The following is a 20,803-nucleotide window of genomic DNA, read 5'->3' as shown; positions in this document are numbered from 1 at the left end:
GCTGGGTCCATCCCGACAATACTTGAGCGGAAAGCCAGATCGGACCCTGAGCGCTTGGCAGCTTCCACTGGCTGTTCTCAGGATCACTGCGCAATGGCCCAGTCGTCCCTATTTATACCGTCTTAGTTGCTGGACAGATCTAATCCGTCGATGATGTACAGTCGGCTTCCGTCGATGGTGTTGATGTCGAGCATTTTCTGCTCCAGCTCACCACCTGTGGACCAGGTGGCAAAATCGTCATCGTTCAGAATGCCAAGGTGGCTGTCGTCAATGACCCACAGACCTTCCATCTTGTCGTGCGGGAAACCTACCGCAGCGACCATATCTACAATCAGTTTCTTTTCAGCCGGCACGATGCCTGCAGCGGTCAGGCTGGCCCAACCGCCGTCTGCGAGGACTACCTCTTCCAGGGTCTTGCTGTCGATGGTCAGGCCTAGCGCGTTGTCTTGTTCTATGTGTCCGGTCGAGGTCATCTCCTCAAGGTTGGTAGCGTTCGACAGGTCGATGCGGTAGACATGCTTCTGAGCGTTGGGGGTGGCGGCACTGGCGCCGCCGGGGCCACCATTAAGGAAGCTGCCGTCACGCTCAATGACCAGAAACTTTGTGTCGCTCAGGGCTGCGATCTCTGAGTTGGAGTTCTGAGTCTTTTCCTGTTTGTACAGGTACTGTCCCACCTCTTTCGTCTCCAGGTTAACCGTGACGATACGGGTGATGTCCAGATCCTTGACACTGCTGTTCGGGTTGTACATGGTCGATTGCATGATCCCGACAAGGGTTTTTTCGTCCGGTGTGATCGCCAGGCCTTCCATACCGCGGTTGGCGCGGCGGTTGGCGAACTCGGCTGGCAGATTGATACTGGTGCGAGGGTCGTCAGCATAAGCGTTGATACGGTCGATCTCCACGCCGTCGGCATCATAGTGAACCAAGTGCGGCCCATACTCGTCGCTGACCCAGAAGGTGCCATCGCTCAGTGCAACCAGGCCTTCGCCGTCAAGGCCGTAATCATCCAGTTTGAACGGGTTGGTGGTCTCGTTGTAGGGTTTGGTGTCGTCGATCAAGATGGGATCGCCGTTGTCGTAGTAGGGGGTCTCACCGGTTCCGCCCAGCGCGGCACTGTTGGGCAAGCCACTGATGTTATTACCATCGAGGTCTTTGAGCAGGATGGTGCTGACGTGGTTTATCTGGCCGTTCTCCATTACTTCGAACAAACCGATACGCGGGGTGTAGTCCGGGCTTGGGAATTTCTTTCCCTTGCCGTAGTCGCCAGTGAAACCGGCGTTGGGGCCTCGGTCGGTAAGGGTGTAGAAGCGGGTGGGGTTGCTTGGATGGGCAGTCATTGCAGAGCCGAAACCACCATTACGTACCTCAAATGGCCGTAGGGTCTTGGCATCAATCAGATCGCTGCGAAGGACATCATAGGATAGGAATACCCCTGCCGCCGGAAAGCTCTCCAACACCGCTGCTGTATCTACACTGCCTGTTTCGTCGTTGTTCTCATTATCGCTACTGCAACCGACCAACATGGACGTGGCCAACACCGAGGTAATCAACGTCATTTTCTTTAACATCAGCTTTATTCCTTTTTCTGTTCAACAAAAATCGCCGAAATCGTTTCGACATGGGGCCACCGTGTACAAGTGCGGTTGACAACCTCGCGTGTGTAATCAGCCGATCTGTCCTCATGCTCGAACGAAGTCTCGGCGACCAGCGGATTTCAGGAACTCCAAGTCGACATCCAGCAATAGTTTGTATTCGCGGAAGGTGACGTCGGGGTGGGCCAGAGCGTTTGGAGCACTGTTGGCATGCACATGGTGGTGCAAACCGCTAGGTGACGACTGGATGGCGGTGAAGCGGGTACTAATTTACGCGCAGAAAATTACAGTACGGTGACTGTAACTGAAGGCCTAGCCGAGCCCGGCAAGGTTGCTACACTTTTAGGTATTGTCTCTGAAGGAAAGCTTGGGGTTTCTGACATCCACGCCACCTATGGCGGACTCTTTCCTCGTCTGGGACGGGTGTTTATGGACCCATCGGACGGCTACGGATGACAGCCCCATACCGTCCAGTTTGATATGAGTTTAGATGAAGCCGGCAATTGGAAAAGGCAGATAATGGGGCTGTCTCATCTGTAAGAAACTCGTTTAGGGCTGCATCACTATAGATAACTGGCTGGACTTTACGCGCAGTTTCGCGGAGCCAAACGGGTTTGTTTGTACCCTTGTCAGTCGAAGATTTTACCTGGATTGATGATGCCGTTAGGGTCGAATACCTGCTTGATACCTTTAAGGTAGGCAATTTCAGTTTCGTTGCGGGTGTATTGCAAGTAGGCCTTTTTGGTCATTCCTACGCCGTGTTCGGCGGACACGCTGCCTTTATATTTCTCGACAGTTTCAAACACCCACTTGTTCACCTGCTGGCACTTCTCGAAGAAGTCTTTTTTCGCCATATCCTCAGGCTTCAAGATGTTCAGGTGGAGATTGCCGTCGCCGATGTGGCCGAACCAGATAATTTCAAAATCCGGATAGTGATTGCTAACCACTTGATTGATCTCCTCTAGGAAGCCGGGCACCTGAGATACCACCACAGAAATATCGTTTTTATAGGGAATGCGCGGGGCGATGGATTCGGAGATGCGTTCGCGCAGTTGCCACAGGTTTTGTGCTTGGGTTTCGCTCTGGCTGATCACTCCGTCCAGCACCCAGCCGTTTTCTAGGCAATGTTCAAACTGCTCCATGGCGCTGTCCATCACCTTGTCAGACATAGCCTCGAATTCCAGCAGTGCGTAATAAGGGGTTTCGGAATCAAAAGGCGCCTTCACTTGGCTGTGGGCCAGTACGTGCTTCATGGCTTGGTGCGAGAAAAACTCGTAGGCGGTTAAGTCCAGCTTACTACGGAAGGCATTCAGTACGTCCATAGTGCTGCCCAGATTGTTCAAGCCGAACACTAGAACCGTCAAGTTGTTTGGCTGGCGTGACAGCTTCATGGTGGCTTCGGTAATAAAGCCCAAGGTGCCCTCTGCTCCGATGAATAGGTGGCGCAGGTCGTAGCCAGTATTGTTCTTTTCCAGGTCTTTGTTCAGATTCAGAATGTCGCCCTTACCAGTTACGACTTTCAAGCCAGCGACCCAGTCGCGACTCATGCCGTAGCGAATTACTTTGATGCCGCCGGCATTGGTAGATAGGTTGCCACCTAGTTGGCTGGAGCCCGCGGAGGCAAAATCCACCGGATAGTATAAGCCGTTCTCTTCGGCAAAATTCTGCAACTGTTCTGTAATAACCCCCGGCTGACAGCGGACAGTGCGATCACTGGCGTTAAAGTCCAGAATTTGGTTCATGTTGTCAAACGCCACCACTACTTCGCCATTAGCGGCTACAGCACCGGCGCTTAGCCCGGTACGGCCACCAGATGGCACCAGCGCTACTTTATTCTGATTGGCAAACTGCACCAGCGCCTGAACCTGTGCGGTAGTTTTAGGTAACACAATGGCCAATGGGTTCGGCGTGTAGATCCGAGTCCAGTCGGTGCCGTAGGTGGCAAGATCAGAGGGGTTTGTTAACACTTTGCCTGGGGCATCGCCCTCGGCCATAAGTTGGTTCAGGGCGGCTATGATCTGTTCAGATGTCATCATGCTGGGCTCTCGCGTTGGATTTTAAAGATCTTGGGGCAGGTCTGTTGTTGATTACGTTCACGTGAAAGGTTCCGTTTCTGGCGGATCTTATCGGGAGGGGGTTGGCCTTGGAGCTGCTAGCTGGTGTGGCTATTACCTCGTGGGCAATGCAGCGACCCTGCCTAGCTCTCCACACAGTTCTTAACCTTCCGATGAACCCGGTGGGTAATGGACGTGAACAAGCTGTAGGAAATGGTGTCGCACCATGGCGCGACTTCATTCGCCAGCAGGTGCTCCCCCCAGAATTCCACCGCAGAACCCAAATCGGCATCAATACCGGTCAGGTCTACTGTCATCATATCCATAGACACCCTCCCGACCAGCTGTGTGCGATGGCCGTTCACCAGCACGGGGGTGCCGTTTCGAGCCTGACGCGGATAGCCATCGGCGTAACCCATAGCCACCGTACCGATTCGAGTCGGCCGTTCACAGGTCCAAGTACCGTTGTAACCGACCGTATCACCGGGCTGCAGTGCGTGAACGGCGATTACTTCTGAGGTCAGAGTCATTGCCGGTTTTAACTGGGCCTGGACGTCCTCGTCGCCCTGAAACGGGGAGGATCCATAAAGAATAATACCTGGGCGCTGCCAATCATGAAGAGCCACGGGATGTTTCATGGTCGCGGCGGAGTTGGCAATGCTCCTAGGTGACGGGCAGTCACGATGGATGCGGTTGAGCTGTTCAACCTGCTTCTGGGTTTCGGAGCTGGCAAGGTCATCGGCAGATGCAAGATGGCTCATCAGGGTAATGCCGCTGACCTGTTGCAGATCTTTCATCCGCTGATAAGCGAGTCTGTATTCATCTGGACTAAAGCCTAGCCGGTGCATTCCCGTATTAAGTTTCAGCCAGACATTCAGCGGTTCGGCCAGACCCTTCGAGGCAATGACCTCTAACTGGAAGTTATTGTGTACTGCAGTCCATATATCGTGGCGGCAAATATAGTCCAGCTCGTCGGCGGCGAAGAACCCTTCCAGCAGCAAAATCGGCTTCCGAATGCCAGCATCACGCAACTCTACCGCTTCTTCAATACAGGCAACGGCAAACCCGGGTGCGTCAGACTCAAGTTTTTTTGCTACATCGATAGCTCCATGGCCGTATGCATTGGCTTTGACCACCGCCAGAGCTTTTTGCTTCGGCGCCTGCGATTTTGCGACGCGGTAGTTATGCGCAATAGCATCCAGGTCTATGTTTAAGGTTGCTGCTCGGGCCATGATTCGATCTCACAGTTCCATGATGGCTTTAGTTTCGACATTAACAGGTGCAATTTCAGTTGCAGTGATGGTTTTTTGATCATGCTTAGATGACTGGGTGGAACGTTGTTTGCGTTTCAAAAAATCAGCCGTAGCGGGCGATGGATAGCCCGTCTGAATCAAGGTCGGATGTGGTGCCGTTCACTAAGCTGGCGACGTGTCTGGATGCGCCCAGAGACATGGTCCAGCCTAAGGTTCCGTGGCCGCAGTTGAGGATCAAATTGTCGTATTTAGTATTGCCCAGAATAGGTACGCTGTCCGGAGTCATGGGACGTAGCCCGGCCCAGAACTCAGCGCCATCAACATCACCAGCGCCCGGGAACAGATCCTTGACCGTGAACTCTATTGCTTTCCGGCGCTTCAGGTTCAGTTCTTTGTTGAAGTTAGCGATCTCAGCGATACCACCGACCCGGATACGATCATCAAAACGTGTAACCGCGACCTTGTATTTTTGATCCATGACGGTTGAAACCGGCGCTTTGCTCTCGTCAATAATTGGCATCGTCAACGAGTAACCTTTTAGCGGATAGATTGGTAGATTGATACCGATTCTGCGGGCCAGATTCGGTGCGTGGCTGCCCAGCGCAAGCACGTATTTGTCGGCCTTCATTTCACCGGCACTGGTCTGCAGTGAAGAAACTTTGCCTTTCGTGGTTTCAATCGAGTGGATTTCGGTCCCCATCTTGAACTCCACACCCAGCTTGCGGCATTCCTTCGCCAGACCGTTAGTAAACTTATAGCAGTCACCGGTACCGTCACCTGGGAGATAGAGGCCTCCGACGATCTTTTCCTTCACATTGCCCAATGCCGGCTCGTGATCTACACAACCTTCAACATCGACCATTTCATGGGGAACATTGCACCGTTGCAGAATCTCCACGTCACTGGCAGAACCGTCCAGCTCTTTCTGACTCCGGAAGACTTCCAGCGTACCCTTCATGCGCACGTCGTAGTCCAGCTTCAGTTCAGTGTTCAGTTCCCGGAAGCATTTAGCGCTGTAGTGGGCTACGCGTAGCATGCGTTCCTTGTTTACATCAAAGGCCTGAGATGAACATTGCGCCAACATTTTCATCATCCAGCCGATGGTATTGGCATCGAAACATCTGACATCAAAGTAGAGGGGGGAAATATCCTGCATCATCCATTTGATGGCCTTCAGAGGTACTCCCGGGGCACCCCAGGGCGTCGAATAATCAAAAGACAACATGCCTGCATTGGCATAGCTTGTTTCGGTGGCCGGAGTGTCCAGACGATCGACCACGGTAACCTCATTGCCGGCTTTTGCGAGGTACCATGCGGTCGTCACCCCGATAACGCCGCTGCCTAAAACTAGAACTTTCATAGACGGCTCTCATCTGAATCCAAAATTAATTTTAATCACTAGTCTAGTATCAAATTGCCAAGATTAAGCTCTGGTTTTAATGTAATTTGAGGTTTAAAATCTAAATAAATAGAAATAGAGAGTGGAAAATATTGTTATGCATGAAGGACGAAAGCGATCTCTCGACAAGTTGGATATGCGTATCTTAAAAACGCTGCAAGATGATGGTCGGATCAGTTACATAGACCTTGCGAGCAAGGTCGGCCTAAGCTCGACCCCCTGTATCGAAAGGGTAAAACGGCTAGAGAAAGACGGCTATATCGAGGGATATCACGCCCGTCTGAATCCAATGCTTCTGGGTTACAAAATGCTGGTTTTCGTGGAAATTGCCCTTTCCTACCAGTCGCCTGATTCATTTCAAAAGTTCAGCGAGTCGGTCCAGGAACTGCCTTATATTCTGGAATGTCATCTGGTGTCCGGCGATTCTGATTACCTGCTAAAAGCACGGATCAGCGGGATATCGGAATATCGAGCATTACTCGGAGATGTGCTACTAACGCTGCCTGGGGTCAAGAATGCAAAAAGCTATATCGTGATGGAGGAGCTGAAGGAGAGTCTTTCGTTACCATTGGGCTAGAGTGATATTAGATCCTAAAAAACTCTTTTGAAATCCGACGTGGTTGAGCTTTGCAAGAATTTACCAAACTATATGAGAAGCTGTTGAAGTGATGATCACCATGGTTTCCCTTAAAAGGGAATAAACTTGGGCCAGATAGACTCTGGCTTCGGAGGATTGCAAGTCTTTGGGGTTCTGTTGGTCAGTGGCAGCAGGTATGCGCTACGAATAATGCAAATGGATGGTAGTGTGGCTCCAACAAAGTACAATGTTTTCCACCACCGACATTGGAGGTCTCCATGAAAATGTTAGCGTTGTACAGCATCAAAGGCGGGGTAGGAAAAACTGCCTCAGCAGTGAACCTTGCGGCACAGTCCGCTTTAAACGGTTACCGGGTGCTGCTCTGGGACCTCGACCCTCAAGCTGCTACAACCTACTATCTACGGGCAAAGCCCAAGGTGAAAGGCGGTATAGACAAGCTCATCAAGGGCAAGGCCTCGTTTGAAAAGGTGATCTACGGAACTGATGTGGAAGGGCTGGACTTGTTACCGGCCTCATTCGACGCCCGGGAGCTGGATCAACTGCTTGATGAGAGAAAGCCAAGTCACTTGCGTAAACTACTCAAGCCCATTAGGGATGACTACGACCTGGTTATACTGGATTGCCCGCCGAGCATTTCGGTGCTTTCAGAGCAGGTCTTCTCAAGCGTGGATGCCTTGCTGGTTCCGTTGATCCCGACGACGCTCTCCCTGCGCACACTCAAACAATTGCGTAGTCATCTCGATGAGCAGGACTGCCCTTGTTCAGTATGGCCTTTTTTTACGCTGGCAGATCGTCGAAAAACGCTGCACCTGGACGTCATGGCACAGCTTTCATCTGAGCATAAACTACTCCTGAACACGGTTATCCCGAGTTCCAGTGTGGTTGAGAGAATGGGCATTGTGCAGGCGCCTTTATCCCAGTTTGCTGCCCGCACGCCTGCAGCGGTGGCCTACGCCACTTTATGGCAGGAGATAGCCCAGAGGTTAAGTTGATATTAAGCCTGTGCTGCGTGGGTATACAGCAGCGTTTCCTGGGCGCTGATCGCAGCAGCTTCTTTTATCGGGGTTCGCTTCACATACGTACCATCAACCATTAAATCCCAGCTTTGGCTGTTGTCGACCAGATAGGTCTCCAGATCCTTTCGCACCCGTTGTGCCAACTTCTTATCCAAGATGGGGAAGCAGGTTTCTACTCGCTGAAACATATTGCGCTCCATAAAGTCGGCACTGGAGGCCCAGGCCTCGGGCTGCCCTTCATTATGGAAATAAAACACCCGGGTGTGCTCCAGAAAACGGCCGACGATAGACCGTACCCGAATATTTTCAGAAACCCCCGGTACCCCCGGGCGCAAACAGCACATGCCCCGGATCAATAAATCGCAACGCACACCCGCTTGAGAAGCGCGGTACAGAGCGCGGATCAACTCTGGCTCCGTTAGCGAATTACACTTGATGATCAAATGCGCTTTTTTACCCCGCGCGGCTGCTTTGGCCTCCCGGGCTATCAGTTGTAACAAACCATTATGTAGAGCAAAAGGCGCGTGAAGCAGGGTGGAGATGTTGCGTGCTTTACCCATCCCTGAGAGCTGCTGGAACACCATATTGACGTCTTCGCACAGGGTTACATTAGCGGTAAAAAGGCTGTAGTCGGTGTAAAGCTTAGCGGTTTTTGAGTGGTAATTGCCGGTGCCCAGATGCGCATAATAGCGAAGGGCGCCGTTCTCCCGGCGAACAATGTGCATCATTTTTGCGTGGGTTTTGTAGGCCATTACGCCGTAAATCACAATCGCGCCCGCCTCCTGAAGTTTGGAAGCCAGCGCCAAGTTTTCCGCCTCATCAAAACGGGCTCTGAGCTCAATTACTACCGTTACTTCTTTGCCATTGCGAGCGGCTTCGGCTAAGGCGTTAACGATGGGTGAGTCCGCCCCGGTGCGGTAGAGAGTTTGCCTGATAGCGAGAACATTAGGGTCATGCGCCGATTCAGACAACAGACTCTCAACGGGAGAGAAAGACTGAAACGGATGATGAAGGAGTACATCTTCCTGGCGTATTAGATCAAACAGGCTCTCATTGCCACTGCGAAGCCCCTTCGGAAGACCCGGTATAAAGGTGCATATTCCGGCCCATCCTGAACACCGATTCCGGACGAACGTGAACACCGACTCTGGTTGAACGTGAACAGTCATTCCGGCTGAAGATGAACACTTTTCGGTGATTTTCCGGAAACGATGTTCACCTTCCCGGAATCGGTGTTCACGTTCAAGCGGAATCTTTCTTAACGCATTGTTATTCAACGGCTTGCTACTCTGATTCCTTTTTTTGGGGTCAGGGTCATGCCAGCTAAGAGAATGCCAATGCGCAAAATCAGAGAAGTACTTCGTCTTCGGCTGGAAGCCGGGCTCTCGATCCGGCAGATCAGCGCCAGTACCAAGACCAGTGTCGGATCCATCCAGAAGCTCTTGTCTCGGGCCAATGCCTTAGAGATTGCCTGGCCATTGCCAGAGGAGCTGGACGATGGCCGCCTGGCGGCCATGTTCTATCCCGGCTCCGATCCCACCTCATCGTCACGTTATCAGGTGCCCGACTGGATGACGGTTTACCAGGAACTCAAACGTAAAGTCGTCACCAAACAATTACTGTGGGAGGAGTACACCGCTCGATACCCCAACCGGTGTTACAGCTACTCGCAATACTGTGATCGCTACCGCCACTGGCTGAAGCAGCAAAAGCGCTCCATGCGCCAGACCCATAAGGCTGGCGAGAAATGCTTTATTGATTACTGCGGCCCCACCGTTCCCATCGTCAACCCACAAACCGGCGAGATCCGCACGGCTCAAGTGTTTGTCGCCGTACTGGGTGCATCCAATTACACCTATGCAGAAGCCACCTGGACTCAGGAGTTGCAGAACTGGCTGTTGAGTCACGTGCGCACGTTTGAGTTTTTTGGCGGTGTTCCGGAGATGGTGGTACCGGACAATCTTCGCAGCGGTGTCAACAAAGCCTGTCGGTACGATCCGGACCTGAACCCCAGTTACCAGCAACTGGCGGCGCACTATCAGGTCGCAGTGATGCCAGCGAGGCCCTACAAGCCCAAAGACAAATCCAAGGCGGAAGTGGGCGTGCAGATCGTTGAGCGCTGGATACTGGCCCGGTTGCGCCACCACACCTTCTTCACCCTGGCGGATCTGAATCAGTGCATCCGATCACTGTTGGAAGACCTGAATAGCCGACCGTTCAAACGACTCCCGGGTAACCGGCAGGAGGCCTTCAAGACGCTGGATCAACCCGCGCTGAGGGCGTTACCGAAGCACCCTTATGAGTACGTGGACATCCGACGCTGCCGGGTCAATATCGATTACCACATCGAGTTCAGCCAGCATCATTACTCAGTACCACACCAGTATGTGGGTGAGCGAGTGGAGATCCATGCGAGTGAACGTCTGGTACAGATCTACTTCCGGCAACGGCAGATTGCCAGTCACCCTCGCAGCCATCAGTTCGGCATCACCACCGAGCCTGGACACATGCCTACACGCCACCGAAAACAACAACAGTGGACACCTGGGCGTCTCAAGAGCTGGGCCCGAGACATCGGGCCAGACACCCTAATCTGGGTCAGTGACCGGTTGGATGAGCGGGAGCATCCGGAACAGGCCTACCGGGTCTGTCTCGGGCTGCTCAACCTGAGTAAGGCCTACCCCGGTTCACGCCTGAACGCCAGTTGCCGTATCGCAAACCGCGAAGGCCTGAACCGCCTGAAACACATCAAAGCCATTCTCCAGAGCAACCGCGACAAGCTGCCGGAACAACTGCCCCTGCACACAGAATTGCCCCAGCACCACGAGAACATCCGTGGCCCGAAGAGCTTCCACTAGGACACGACCCCATGAACGCGATCAAAACCCTGACACAACTGAGGGACTTAAAACTGGGCGGCATGGCTGCCGCCCTGGAACATCAACAAAACCAGCCGGGTACCTATGACGAGCTGTCGTTCACTGAACGGCTGGAGCTGTTACTCGACCGGGAGTGCCAGACCCGGGAGCACCGGAAACAGGATCGCCTGGTTCGCCAGGCCCGCTTCAAGCTCCGGGACTCGGTTCAGGACATCGATTACCAGCACCGGCGTAATCTCAAGAAAGCCCAAGTGGCGCAGTTGGCCCAGACCGACTGGCTGGAGCGAGGACAGAACCTGCTGATCACCGGCCCCTGTGGCAGCGGCAAAACATACTTGGGCTGTGCCATAGGCCATCAAGCCTGTCTGAACGGTCTCAGCGCCCGGTACTACCGAATCTCCCGGCTAATGCTGGCACTGACACAGGCTAAAGCCGATGGCACTTACCAGAAAACCCTGAACCAGTTGGGCAAAATAAACCTGTTGATCCTGGACGACTGGGGACTGGAAGCCCTGAGTCCGGCGCATCGAAACGACCTGATGGAGATCATGGATGACCGGCACGGTACTCACTCAACGATGATCATCAGCCAATTGCCCACCGACCAGTGGTATGCGGCCATCGGCGACAACACTCTGGCCGACGCCATTCTGGATCGGCTGATGCACAACGCCCATCGCTGGGCTCTGAACGGAGAATCCATGAGAAAACGACTTCAGGAAATTGACTGAACGTGAACACCCGGGGTACAAACCTCGGTGGGTAATGCGTTAAGAAAAAAGGTGTTCACGTTCAGCCGGAATGAGTGTTCACGTTCGCCGGAATACGCAGCCATGACGCTGGCCCCGGCGGTAGATGTGAGCCTGCTTGCCTATCTCTGGCCGTTGTTCATCGTTCTGATGACCTTATTTTTACCTAGCGAGTCCTTGCGAAAACAGCACCTCTTGGGCGTAGTGCTCGCCCTCACGGGTTGCTGGTTATTGATTGGAGGCAACAGCAGCGGGTTTGCTTTGCGCAATCTCGACGGCTATCTGGTAGCTTTCAGCTGCGCGTTAATCTGGTCGGCGTTCGTAAATCCAGCGCACAGATCACTGAGCTCTATGACAAGGAAATGCTTAATGGAAAGCAGGTGCTCACCGTGACCAATTTTCCTCCCAAACAGATCGGTCCGTTTGTGTCTGAATGCCTGGTTACCAGAGTGCAAACTGAAGCGGGTGCCGTAGCCGTAGCATTGGTAGCTCCAGGTGTTCCGGTCGAAAATGGCAAGAGGCTCTTCTGATCGTTTCGGACTGAAGCACTGGACAACACCATTGTTGGCATGCGTTGGCGAATAGGCTGCCCGTATATCCTTCCCGGTCAATTTATCAAACGTTTCGAACTGTATTGTCCTTTGATTACTGTGTCGCCGGTATCTATGATTAACACTGATAGTGTAGTTTCTTCATGTACCACCGGTTTCAGTATTGTTTCCTCCTTAATGCATCACGCAATGGACAGAATAATTCGCACAAATCAAAGAAGTGATTGCGGAGTTTAAAAAGAGGTGAGGGCAGGGGCTTTACCTTCAAAAGAGTATTGTTTTGGTGTAAAAAGTAGCACTAAAAGAGGCTTTGGTCAGACGTATCCATACTGCGCTCCTTCACGCCCTAATAGCCAGGCGTTAGCCACACTCAGTGTCATCGAGCTAAGGAACTTCTCGACTTCCTACGACAGATCGACCATGAAACTCTGAAGGAGCAAGATCCCCACCTGATTTTGGGCAAGAGTTCGACTCATAAACACTCGGCATAAAGATCTGGCCGGAGAATCGCCCGTGTTATATGCTTCACCTCACCCCGATCAGTAGTGCATCGTGATTGAATACGGAAGAAGGCTGGTTTGGTCAACTGGAACGACGAGCGCTATAACAGGGTGTTCTTGCTAGCGTTGGCTAACTAAAGACCGCCATATCGCCGATATATCAAGTTCTAAACGAAAACTGGAAAATCCATTTCGATGGTATAACAGTGTAGGTTCTATTGCCACATCGGTGACGCGAGCAAGTCTCAGCTCTATTTGTGATAAGCAAGCCAATTAATTAGGCGGGCCAATAGCTTCATGGACTGATAAAAGTCCATGAAGCTTTTTAAGGGTTTCAACAAATTTTAAAAATTAAATCGACGCTGTTATACGGGAACCTCAATATCAAGAAATGGTGCATATTGCTGTGCTCCGAAAATATCTCCATCTCCCGCACTTCCGCTCGGCTTTAGCCTCTTGATTGTGAACTTTATTGCAAATGCAGGATCATATTCCACAAAATCCGAAATGCGATCTTGGCTAATGTTTAGTATTTTACCTACAGTCTCTCTTGAAATAACTTTAGAGGATTTTACTTTTTCGTACTCCTCCTTTTCTTTAAATATAATATCAAACGTAATCTTATCAGTTCCTGCGTTCTTACTTCTAACAGTCTTTGCCAGCTCTGAAAGTTTTTTAGTTTTCATTTTACGTTCCTTATTTTTAGCCTACTGTCTTTGTATGGGTAGGGAAAAGTTCCAATGGGTCATCTACGGCCATTGTATGATTTAGAGTCCAGGTGTAAGCCGCGCTTGCCGGTAAAACCTCATCAAAAATGAACGATACCCCTCCGGCGGTGCCTTTAACTTCTGGAAGCCTTGCATAAAAAAGTTGGCGAGTACCCGTGACTGCGACCTCTTCAGCCATCTCCTTTGTTGGAGCGATACCCTGAACAATCACCATCAATTCATGTGCTGGAGAATTCCTTAAGGGCTCCATATCGCCCATAATCCCATCTCTTCCAAAAACATTATAATGAAGTTCCCAACCACTATCTCCAAACTTTTCCTTTACTTGATCCCGCGCCCAATCAATGACCTTGTCAATATTTTTTATAGTATAAGGATCCCTTACACCTGCCATTCCAACAAACCTTTCTCCTATTTTACCGGACCCCTCCAACTTCACTCTAAACTCTGTAGCGTCCTGGAATTCCATTCCAGTTACTTTTGTTGTTTTGTCACTCACTTGAACATAATGACAGTTGGTCATGTCCAGTAGACCACCCGCAACATATTCATGAAAAGGATTGCTGCGCTCATACATAGCATGTCCTGATACAGAAGCAACTGTGCAACTTTGTTCAGGGAGCATTGCTGTAACTGAAACATCTTCTTGCGTTATTTCACCGAGAACGGTTTCTTTAGCACCATATGGCTCAGCACAAAATGATGCACACTCAAGAACTTTTCCTAGATAATATGACTGAGCTTTTGGGAAACCGTTATACAGTGCCGGGGCTGCAAAAATAGCACTGTCGGAACTACGACCACCAATTATCACATCGCAATTTTGCTTTAATAGTTCTAGGAATGGGTGCACCCCTGCCATTGCAACAATTCGTTCCGTTTTTTCAAGTGTTTCTATATCCAGTGCTTGACGATCGTCAAGCCCCTCAATCACTGACCCAGATTGAATTTTTTCTTTCACATACTGATGACTTACTTCAGAGTAAAACCAGCCAATTTTAAAGGGAGGCAGGTCGTGCTCCTTGGCAATCTCATGGATCATTTCCACGTACATGTCGACACGACTATTACTACCTGTGTCACCAGCAGAGCCAATGATCATAGGCACATTCTTCTTACGGGAAGCTAATAGCATTTCCTCAAGATCATGCCTCTGCCAAGCTTTCGGGCTTGCACATGTATCACTACCTAAGGGGCCCGGACCAATATCATCACTGCCAGAGTCTGCAGCAATCACATCAGGACCAGCCTCAATACCTATATGAAAGCTTCCCGTTTTTAGTGGAGCAAAGCCAAGATGGCCATTAGGGCAGATAATTTTCAAAGATTTATTCATTTTGCAGTCACCTGTACTGTAGTTGTTATAACAGGCTCAAAGTATATGCATGTATCCTGGCTCGCGTCAACGAATTTTCCGCTTTTCTTAAGCGTGAATTATTTTGCCGACTTTTAACCACCCGACAAGGCCGGAAAAGCTAATCATCTAAGAAAGGGCATCCCCACATGTTCAGGAAAAAACAATTCTGCGAGAAAAACTTGGTTTGAGAACCGCCGACTCTGAAAGAGGCACAGGGTACAGCACGAGCGGATCGGCGCTGGTAGCCTACCAGCGGGCGGTGATCTAGCCGAGGTGCATAGGTCATTGCACTTAGAGGAGGGGAGGGCAAAGCCGGCAATAACCATTTGCACTGCGCGTTCTGGGACAGGCCTGTGCACCGACCACCACCTGATGTCGTGGAGGCGCAAAGTCAACGTGAGCCGCACTCTAATCTGTACCCGAGAGAACGGCATGTATTTGGCGTCAGATTGCTAATGCACTAGCATCCCGCCGCATGCTGGCACTAGATCCCTCCTCCTGTACTTTACCTCTAGGGGCTAAGGGCAAACAGACAGACATGAAGTCCAGACACTTTACCTCATAGCGCCAGCGCTCGGATCGAAGCCTATACGTGCCGCTGAACGTATAAAGCACAACTGGGGCGCAGTCTGAATCGATGGACAGAGCCCAAGCGCCCTGAGGTCAACTTAAAGGCGGGACGGTCGCCCTTACAACTGAGCTTAATGATAAGCATCACCGGACACATTCGAAGCGCCGTGCTACCACGCCCTTGCTAAAAGCCAATCCTTAGGTGGTCGTTATCACCGACAGTGAATAGTGGATAGTGGATATGAACCTACTCCAATATGCTAGTGCACTTGATCATGACCATAGCCTGCGGCAGCCCCGGCGCAAGGCAGCCCACCGATCGCAAAACCTCTCTGACCCCTCGTCGAGCAAATGAATCACCTAGGACAACATCCTGATTCTATGCCAACCAGATTCAGCAGTGGCGAGCGCGCAAAAAGACTGAAAAATCTTACCTGGAAGAATGAGCCAAGCTGACGACCAACCACCGCAAAACACAACTTGCGCAAGGTGCTTTGCGCCCCAGCCCTGCAAGGAACGCTTTACATGATACCTGCAATACGCAGCCCGCATGCTCGGCTTTGGACAAACACTCATGTCAGCTCAGCAATTGCAAACCCTCCTAACAACATCCCCTATATTCCCGCATGGAATATCGTTAGGCGAAAATGGAATGTAAATTATATTGACTAGCTGCATTTTTATTTGCGAACATTCGAAGATGTTATGACATGTTATATCAGGATCTCGTGCAAGCGCATCAAGCGCGCTATGAGAAATACTTGCGGCTATCGCACTAGGTAGCTTGATGCCTTTAGTTAAAATGGAAATATCGTTGTGAGTTAACGGAAGAATAGTTTGTGAAAATAACCTAAAAATTCGGCTCAACCACCCAAACCACCAACAACGGAATGCAACACGAAAATCAGCCACCTAAAACAATAAAGGTTCCACTATGCCATTTGCGTTAATGTTAATGCTTTCCTTAATTGCCTTCGTGGCAGTTTTGTTTATATTCTTCAAAAGGCCAATGTATGAAATAATGGCTTTATCCCTATTAGGTATAGTCGCTGTTACTGGACAGTGGTCTAGCTTTTTTGATTACTTGATTTTTCCTGCAAACAGTTCTCTTTTCTTTACGATCTTTGCTTTCTTAGCCTTGGCCGCAATATTTGATGCAACTCATGCAGTATCAAAAATTGTAAATATTTTACTAGCTTTAGTAGGAAAGTTCAGTGGAGGGGCTGGCTATGTAGCTCTTGCTGCAAGTGCATTTATGGCTTCGTTGTCGGGAACTGGACCTGGTAACGTAGCAGCATCAGGTGTATTCACAATACCGTTAATGAAGAAGTCCGGCTTTACCCCCCACTTGGCAGCCACTACAGAAATGTCAGCCAGCATGCTCGGCAACGTAATACCACCCGCTGGAATAATATTTCTCACTTTTGGCATTTATGACTCATTTGCACCAGGAAATTTGACGTTAGGAAGCTGGCTTATCGCTTCATATTTAGTTGGGCTATGGTTCATACTACAGCGTATTCTAACGCTAATGATTCTATGCAAAATTGAGAATGTTAAACCCATACCAAAAGAAGATATTCCTTCATTTAAAGAGTCATTTAGAGATGGATGGCACGCGCTTTTGTTGCCAGTTTTCATATTCATACCTTTATTTCTGTCCGCCCTTCCAGATCACATATTAATTAGTCGGCTTGGGGTAGACGGCGCTGTGTACTTCTCAAAATCAGTAATGATGTTCACGCCTGGTATTGCTGCTGCATATGCCATTTTAATCTCAAAGAAGGGCGATACTGTCTTTGGGGTCAATGAAATAATGATCATACTACGAACCGCTTTACCTAATATAGTGCCTGTTGCAGCAACAATTTATTTGGCCTATTCGCTCTCTCAAGCTTTTTTGGGCATGGGGGCTAATGATGAGATACAAAGTTGGTTTGTTTCTTTAGATCTCAGTGTCGGTGCACTGGTCATAATCCTTCCACTATTCTTTTGCATACTCGGCATGGTTCTTCCAGGGTCCGCACAAGTCGCTATTCTCGGTGGATCAATGATTAGTGTTTTTGGTGCGCTGGGAGGAGATCCTTTGCAATTAGCAATTATGCTGCCAGCTATGACAGGTGCAATGGAAGGTATGACTCCTCCACTTGCCCTTGGACTTTTTGTCGCTATGGGCATAGCTAAATCGGATTTCATAATGACATGTAAGTTGGCTCTAGTGTGGATAGCATCACACCTCCTAATGACTATGATTCTTGTTGCTGGAATCCTGCCAATTATATTTTTATAAAGGAAAGAACCATGAAAAAACTCCTAGTTTTATTCTCAGTCTTGTGTGCACTTACGCTCTTTCTCGCCTTTTTGATTGGAGTTATGTTTATTATCGCTTTAACAATAGGCGGGGAGACTGCAGCTGCTCTTTCAAGCTACACACTGTACTTGAAGAGTATTAGCATGTACGTTGCCACATTCGCTGTATTTGTTGGACTACTTCATATTTATATTTCAAAAGAACATGGGTTGAAATTTGATATTAAAAACAACAATTAATTATTTACCATAAGCACATAGATAATAACTATTATCTTAACGAAAATAAAAAATTACCATTAAAAGAGAAATATTAAAATGAAAAACGAGAACACAAAAAGCCTAGTATCTTGTATTGCATTGATTGTCTGCGGCTTCTCCGCTCCCGTTGCGGTTGCGCAGTCAAAAGTGCCGAATATTTTAAGTGAAGCGCCTGTTTCGGACATCGTTGTTGATGTCTTTGGCCAATTAAACTATGGCCTTATGTATGGAGACAGCGGTGATGGCAGTGAGCACTTCATTGTCGATAACGACAACAGTGGGAGCCGGATCGGAGCCAAACTGAAAGGCAATTTGGATGGCACAGATCTAACAATCGGCGCCCATGTGGAACTGGGGTACCAGCAGAACCCCTCTAGTAAAGTGTCTCTCGAAGAACGATCAATAAGTGGCGAATTTAAAGAGCGTCACCTGAACATATTTGTTTCAGGCGACTTTGGTAAAGTATCGCTCGGTCAAGGTGATGGGGCAGCGAACGGAAATATCGAACGGGATCTGTCTGGCACAGGTGTTATTTCCTGGACCAATCCCGCGCTGGTGGGTGGCAGTCTGGATTTTCTTGACGCGGCCACCAATACGCGGGTCGGGCTCGGGGCCGCAATGAGTGACCAGGACTTCGAGAGCCGCTATAGCCGTGTAAGGTATGATCTACCCGCTTTGGGCGCCTTTAAACCAGTGATAAGCCAGGGCATTAGGGGTGAGGACAATGTGACCGAAGTTGGCGTCAGGTTTTCGGGTCAGCTCGGCGGGAAAATTGAAGGCGCTCTGGGTTATTCAGTCAGGAATGTAGGCGGCGTAGCTGACGATTTTGAAACCCTTGGGGGCTCACTGTCGTGGTTGCATGACACGGGTATCAACCTCACGGGAGCCTATTCAACCACCAGTGACGATGACCCGGCTAATCCGGATGCTGATTTTTACCTCGCCAAGGTAGGCTATAAAGTCGGCAAGCATGCGTTTGATATCCACTTTATGAAAACAGAAGACCGCGTTGAGAAGGGCGACTCTGCGGAAACCGTGGGGGTTGGCTATGTCTTTACCCCGATCAAGTGGTTTGAAGCCTATGCCGGCTACAACAACCACTCGCTGGATCGTGCTGGTGCGGACTTTAAGGATATTGACACTGTACTAATCGGGGGGCGACTCAAGTTCTGACCGGTCTGTAAATATTGTCCTGCACGGGTAAGTAACCCAATTCTTGCCGCACCAGATTATCGGTGCGGTTTTTTTGCGTATCAGACATGATGTCGCGTTGCACCTTGGTGGGCGCGGCTCTCAGAGTCTGTCAACGTAGATGTCGTTTGTTAGCTATAAGCTCTTTCACATTTGACCGCCTTTTCCGGACTCAGGGTGACCGACTCAGACAGGCCAAAGTTTCGGATATCACCAGACCGGCTCTCGCGGATTCTCAGCCTTTGCCGCTTCAGTAACCTGCTTTCGCTAATATGCAAGATACCGGCTTATCCCAAAAAATAGGTTTCCGACGAGCTATTCCCAGAGCTAGTTGTGGCCCCCGGTTTTGATATCGCCTGTCAATTTCGGCACCCTAACGATAGCTCGCTTGTACCCGCCCTCTCCGCTCTTACCTTAAGAGCCTTTTCCTCCGCTGCTTAAGACAACGGTTAAGCCAAAGGAGAACAGGTCAGCTTGGTTCCTCCATCACGTCAACGATTTCTCATGCAGTTTGGTCAACTCCTATATGTCAGGACGGCATTGCTGTGACACACAACTACGCGGACACATAGGGTTTCGGCACTGATAGTGCCGTCCGGTCAATTTAAGGGCGCTTACAGAACTTACAGTTCAAAGATCTGAGCGAAGGCGATCGATAACTTTCCTGCTGCGACCAAGGAATCAGCGTGGCTCGACCGTACGCGCAAAAAAGGTACGAATTTATTGGCTTACGGAAGTGGGGCCAGCCCGAACCGCATATCGATCAATTCCAATCACGAAGAACCAGAGCTGGCCAAGCTTTCAACTGTAAGCATCTTGGAGAGTTCTTTCAGTAGAAAATTTATATTCCGCACCTAAGTAGCACGCTACACGATATTCTAAAGGGGTCTCATTAAAGTAAATTACAGAAGTGACCCTTAAAATTGAGGTGCCTTCTTTTACTTTAAGAGAGCGTGACAAATTCTCATCTGAAACAGTGGCCTCTAGTGTTTGCTTAATTCGGTTCGGCCTATCCCCTTCTATTTCCTTATATAAATCAATAGTAGAGAACGCTTGTTTTCTTTTCTCGAATTCTTTGGCTTTTTCAGAAATTTTAAACCCAAGTGATAAAGGAAAATAACTTTCGTATTGCACTATTGGCTTGCCATCACCCTCTCCTATTAGAGTCAGCTTCAAAACCGACTCTTCAGCTGATAGGTTTAATAACCCACCAATTAAAAAACCTGAAAAAATAGAATCTACTCTCCCTACTTTTGTAGATCCTTTAACCCCTTTTTCAGTAAGGGTTTTATTGAAACTTACCATTTTAGATAGAGTCTGGTCGTACTTTATTTTTTGAGCAAAGCTTCCCGCCCCTTTCACTGTCTTAATTAGGCCATCGGACTCCAGCATACTAATAGAGCGCCTAACCGTGATCCTACTAACATTATATTTTTCACAAAGCTCTTTTTCCGACGGGATTTTATCACCTTCTTCCCAAGTCCTACTTTCTATATTTTTTTTAATCTCTTTGTATAACTTTTTGTATAGTGGTAGCGCTGATTTATCAAGAGTCATAATTAAGTGTCAACTTAATGTTTAATATTGATTTTAATTTTTCACCAACACAAATAACAGAAAACGAACCTTTTAAAAACAACTGGTCACCAGCTGCACAAATTACATAGAACTCCTTAAAATCACTCAGAGGCGCATTTATTTCGATCTCAACACCTACATTATCATATCATTATATCAGTTTTCTATAAGCTGTTAATTAGTTTAATGGATCGCGCGTGCCTTACTACCTTCAGAC

Annotated in this window: 15 protein-coding genes and 1 pseudogene; 8 read left to right on the top strand and 8 right to left on the bottom strand. The window is 49.4% G+C overall.

Annotated elements, in window-relative coordinates; genetic code table 11:
* Window positions 1-122 precede the first annotated feature (122 nt).
* The 4 genes from AADB16_RS13975 to AADB16_RS13960 all read right to left on the bottom strand — a co-directional run bounded on the left by AADB16_RS13975 (window position 123) and on the right by AADB16_RS13960 (window position 6,259).
* A complete protein-coding gene (locus tag AADB16_RS13975; protein ID WP_410804115.1) occupies window positions 123-1,568 on the bottom strand; it encodes an esterase-like activity of phytase family protein in 1,446 nt (481 codons plus the stop codon).
* Window positions 1,569-2,221: 653 nt separating this feature from the next.
* On the bottom strand, window positions 2,222-3,625 hold the full coding sequence (locus AADB16_RS13970; protein WP_410804577.1) for an FAD-binding oxidoreductase: 1,404 nt from the start codon (window positions 3,623-3,625) through the stop codon (window positions 2,222-2,224).
* Window positions 3,626-3,789: 164 nt separating this feature from the next.
* Window positions 3,790-4,878 (bottom strand): alanine racemase, encoded by a 1,089-nt coding sequence (alr, locus tag AADB16_RS13965; RefSeq protein ID WP_410804113.1) that lies wholly within the window; start codon window positions 4,876-4,878, stop codon window positions 3,790-3,792.
* 124 nt (window positions 4,879-5,002) lie between these two features.
* Window positions 5,003-6,259: a D-amino acid dehydrogenase gene (locus AADB16_RS13960; RefSeq protein WP_410804111.1), complete on the bottom strand. Its 1,257-nt coding sequence runs from the start codon at window positions 6,257-6,259 to the stop codon at window positions 5,003-5,005.
* 136 nt (window positions 6,260-6,395) lie between these two features.
* Here AADB16_RS13960 and AADB16_RS13955 point away from each other — a divergent pair, with 136 nt between their 5' ends.
* Entirely contained in the window at window positions 6,396-6,875 is a 480-nt protein-coding gene (locus tag AADB16_RS13955; protein WP_410804109.1) for a winged helix-turn-helix transcriptional regulator, read from the top strand.
* A 278-nt stretch (window positions 6,876-7,153) separates the two neighbouring features.
* On the top strand, window positions 7,154-7,888 hold the full coding sequence (locus AADB16_RS13950; protein ID WP_410804107.1) for a ParA family protein: 735 nt from the start codon (window positions 7,154-7,156) through the stop codon (window positions 7,886-7,888).
* A gap of 2 nt (window positions 7,889-7,890) precedes the next feature.
* On the opposite strand, the pseudogene ppk1 reads toward AADB16_RS13950, so the two are convergent.
* Window positions 7,891-9,003, bottom strand: a pseudogene (ppk1, locus tag AADB16_RS13945) (polyphosphate kinase 1); the annotation flags it as partial.
* A 225-nt stretch (window positions 9,004-9,228) separates the two neighbouring features.
* On the opposite strand from ppk1, the gene istA reads away from it, so the two are divergent.
* The 3 genes from istA (at window position 9,229) to AADB16_RS13930 (ending at window position 11,933) form a co-directional block, all read left to right on the top strand.
* On the top strand, window positions 9,229-10,770 hold the full coding sequence (istA, locus tag AADB16_RS13940; RefSeq protein ID WP_410804105.1) for an IS21 family transposase: 1,542 nt from the start codon (window positions 9,229-9,231) through the stop codon (window positions 10,768-10,770).
* A gap of 11 nt (window positions 10,771-10,781) precedes the next feature.
* Window positions 10,782-11,522 carry an IS21-like element helper ATPase IstB gene (gene istB, locus AADB16_RS13935; protein WP_410804104.1) on the top strand — a complete coding sequence of 247 codons (741 nt, stop codon included), beginning with the start codon at window positions 10,782-10,784 and terminating at the stop codon, window positions 11,520-11,522.
* A 102-nt stretch (window positions 11,523-11,624) separates the two neighbouring features.
* Window positions 11,625-11,933 carry a hypothetical protein gene (locus AADB16_RS13930; protein WP_410804102.1) on the top strand — a complete coding sequence of 103 codons (309 nt, stop codon included), beginning with the start codon at window positions 11,625-11,627 and terminating at the stop codon, window positions 11,931-11,933.
* A 1,023-nt stretch (window positions 11,934-12,956) separates the two neighbouring features.
* Here the strand turns inward: AADB16_RS13930 and AADB16_RS13925 are convergent.
* Together AADB16_RS13925 and AADB16_RS13920 are read right to left on the bottom strand one after the other, a co-directional pair.
* The gene (locus tag AADB16_RS13925) at window positions 12,957-13,277 is read right to left on the bottom strand and encodes a DUF4387 domain-containing protein (protein ID WP_410804100.1); all 321 of its coding nucleotides are present in this window, start codon (window positions 13,275-13,277) and stop codon (window positions 12,957-12,959) included.
* 16 nt (window positions 13,278-13,293) lie between these two features.
* Window positions 13,294-14,655, bottom strand: a complete 1,362-nt coding sequence (locus AADB16_RS13920; protein ID WP_410804098.1) for an acyclic terpene utilization AtuA family protein — start codon at window positions 14,653-14,655, stop codon at window positions 13,294-13,296.
* 1,525 nt (window positions 14,656-16,180) lie between these two features.
* On the opposite strand from AADB16_RS13920, the gene AADB16_RS13915 reads away from it, so the two are divergent.
* From AADB16_RS13915 to AADB16_RS13905, 3 genes are all read left to right on the top strand, one after another.
* A complete protein-coding gene (locus AADB16_RS13915) occupies window positions 16,181-17,536 on the top strand; it encodes a TRAP transporter large permease subunit (protein WP_410804097.1) in 1,356 nt (451 codons plus the stop codon).
* Window positions 17,537-17,547: 11 nt separating this feature from the next.
* Window positions 17,548-17,796, top strand: a complete 249-nt coding sequence (locus tag AADB16_RS13910; protein ID WP_410804095.1) for a hypothetical protein — start codon at window positions 17,548-17,550, stop codon at window positions 17,794-17,796.
* 78 nt (window positions 17,797-17,874) lie between these two features.
* Window positions 17,875-18,990, top strand: a complete 1,116-nt coding sequence (locus AADB16_RS13905) for a porin (RefSeq protein ID WP_410804093.1) — start codon at window positions 17,875-17,877, stop codon at window positions 18,988-18,990.
* An 819-nt stretch (window positions 18,991-19,809) separates the two neighbouring features.
* Here AADB16_RS13905 and AADB16_RS13900 read toward each other — a convergent pair.
* A complete protein-coding gene (locus AADB16_RS13900; protein WP_410804091.1) occupies window positions 19,810-20,565 on the bottom strand; it encodes a GntR family transcriptional regulator in 756 nt (251 codons plus the stop codon).
* Window positions 20,566-20,803 lie beyond the last annotated feature (238 nt).

The sequence above is a fragment of the Marinobacter sp. KMM 10035 genome, from assembly GCF_046537445.1.
Lineage (GTDB): Bacteria > Pseudomonadota > Gammaproteobacteria > Pseudomonadales > Oleiphilaceae > Marinobacter > Marinobacter sediminicola.
This window is presented reverse-complemented; position numbering and strand designations above follow the sequence as displayed.

Coding starts and splice junctions, on each gene's coding strand:
- AADB16_RS13975 (WP_410804115.1), bottom strand. CDS start 1,568: ATGTTAAAGAAAATGACGTTGATTACCTCGGTGTTGGCCACGTCCATG.
- AADB16_RS13970 (WP_410804577.1), bottom strand. CDS start 3,625: ATGACATCTGAACAGATCATAGCCGCCCTGAACCAACTTATGGCCGAG.
- alr (WP_410804113.1), bottom strand. CDS start 4,878: ATGGCCCGAGCAGCAACCTTAAACATAGACCTGGATGCTATTGCGCAT.
- AADB16_RS13960 (WP_410804111.1), bottom strand. CDS start 6,259: ATGAAAGTTCTAGTTTTAGGCAGCGGCGTTATCGGGGTGACGACCGCA.
- AADB16_RS13955 (WP_410804109.1), top strand. CDS start 6,396: ATGCATGAAGGACGAAAGCGATCTCTCGACAAGTTGGATATGCGTATC.
- AADB16_RS13950 (WP_410804107.1), top strand. CDS start 7,154: ATGAAAATGTTAGCGTTGTACAGCATCAAAGGCGGGGTAGGAAAAACT.
- istA (WP_410804105.1), top strand. CDS start 9,229: ATGCCAGCTAAGAGAATGCCAATGCGCAAAATCAGAGAAGTACTTCGT.
- istB (WP_410804104.1), top strand. CDS start 10,782: ATGAACGCGATCAAAACCCTGACACAACTGAGGGACTTAAAACTGGGC.
- AADB16_RS13930 (WP_410804102.1), top strand. CDS start 11,625: ATGACGCTGGCCCCGGCGGTAGATGTGAGCCTGCTTGCCTATCTCTGG.
- AADB16_RS13925 (WP_410804100.1), bottom strand. CDS start 13,277: ATGAAAACTAAAAAACTTTCAGAGCTGGCAAAGACTGTTAGAAGTAAG.
- AADB16_RS13920 (WP_410804098.1), bottom strand. CDS start 14,655: ATGAATAAATCTTTGAAAATTATCTGCCCTAATGGCCATCTTGGCTTT.
- AADB16_RS13915 (WP_410804097.1), top strand. CDS start 16,181: ATGCCATTTGCGTTAATGTTAATGCTTTCCTTAATTGCCTTCGTGGCA.
- AADB16_RS13910 (WP_410804095.1), top strand. CDS start 17,548: ATGAAAAAACTCCTAGTTTTATTCTCAGTCTTGTGTGCACTTACGCTC.
- AADB16_RS13905 (WP_410804093.1), top strand. CDS start 17,875: ATGAAAAACGAGAACACAAAAAGCCTAGTATCTTGTATTGCATTGATT.
- AADB16_RS13900 (WP_410804091.1), bottom strand. CDS start 20,565: ATGACTCTTGATAAATCAGCGCTACCACTATACAAAAAGTTATACAAA.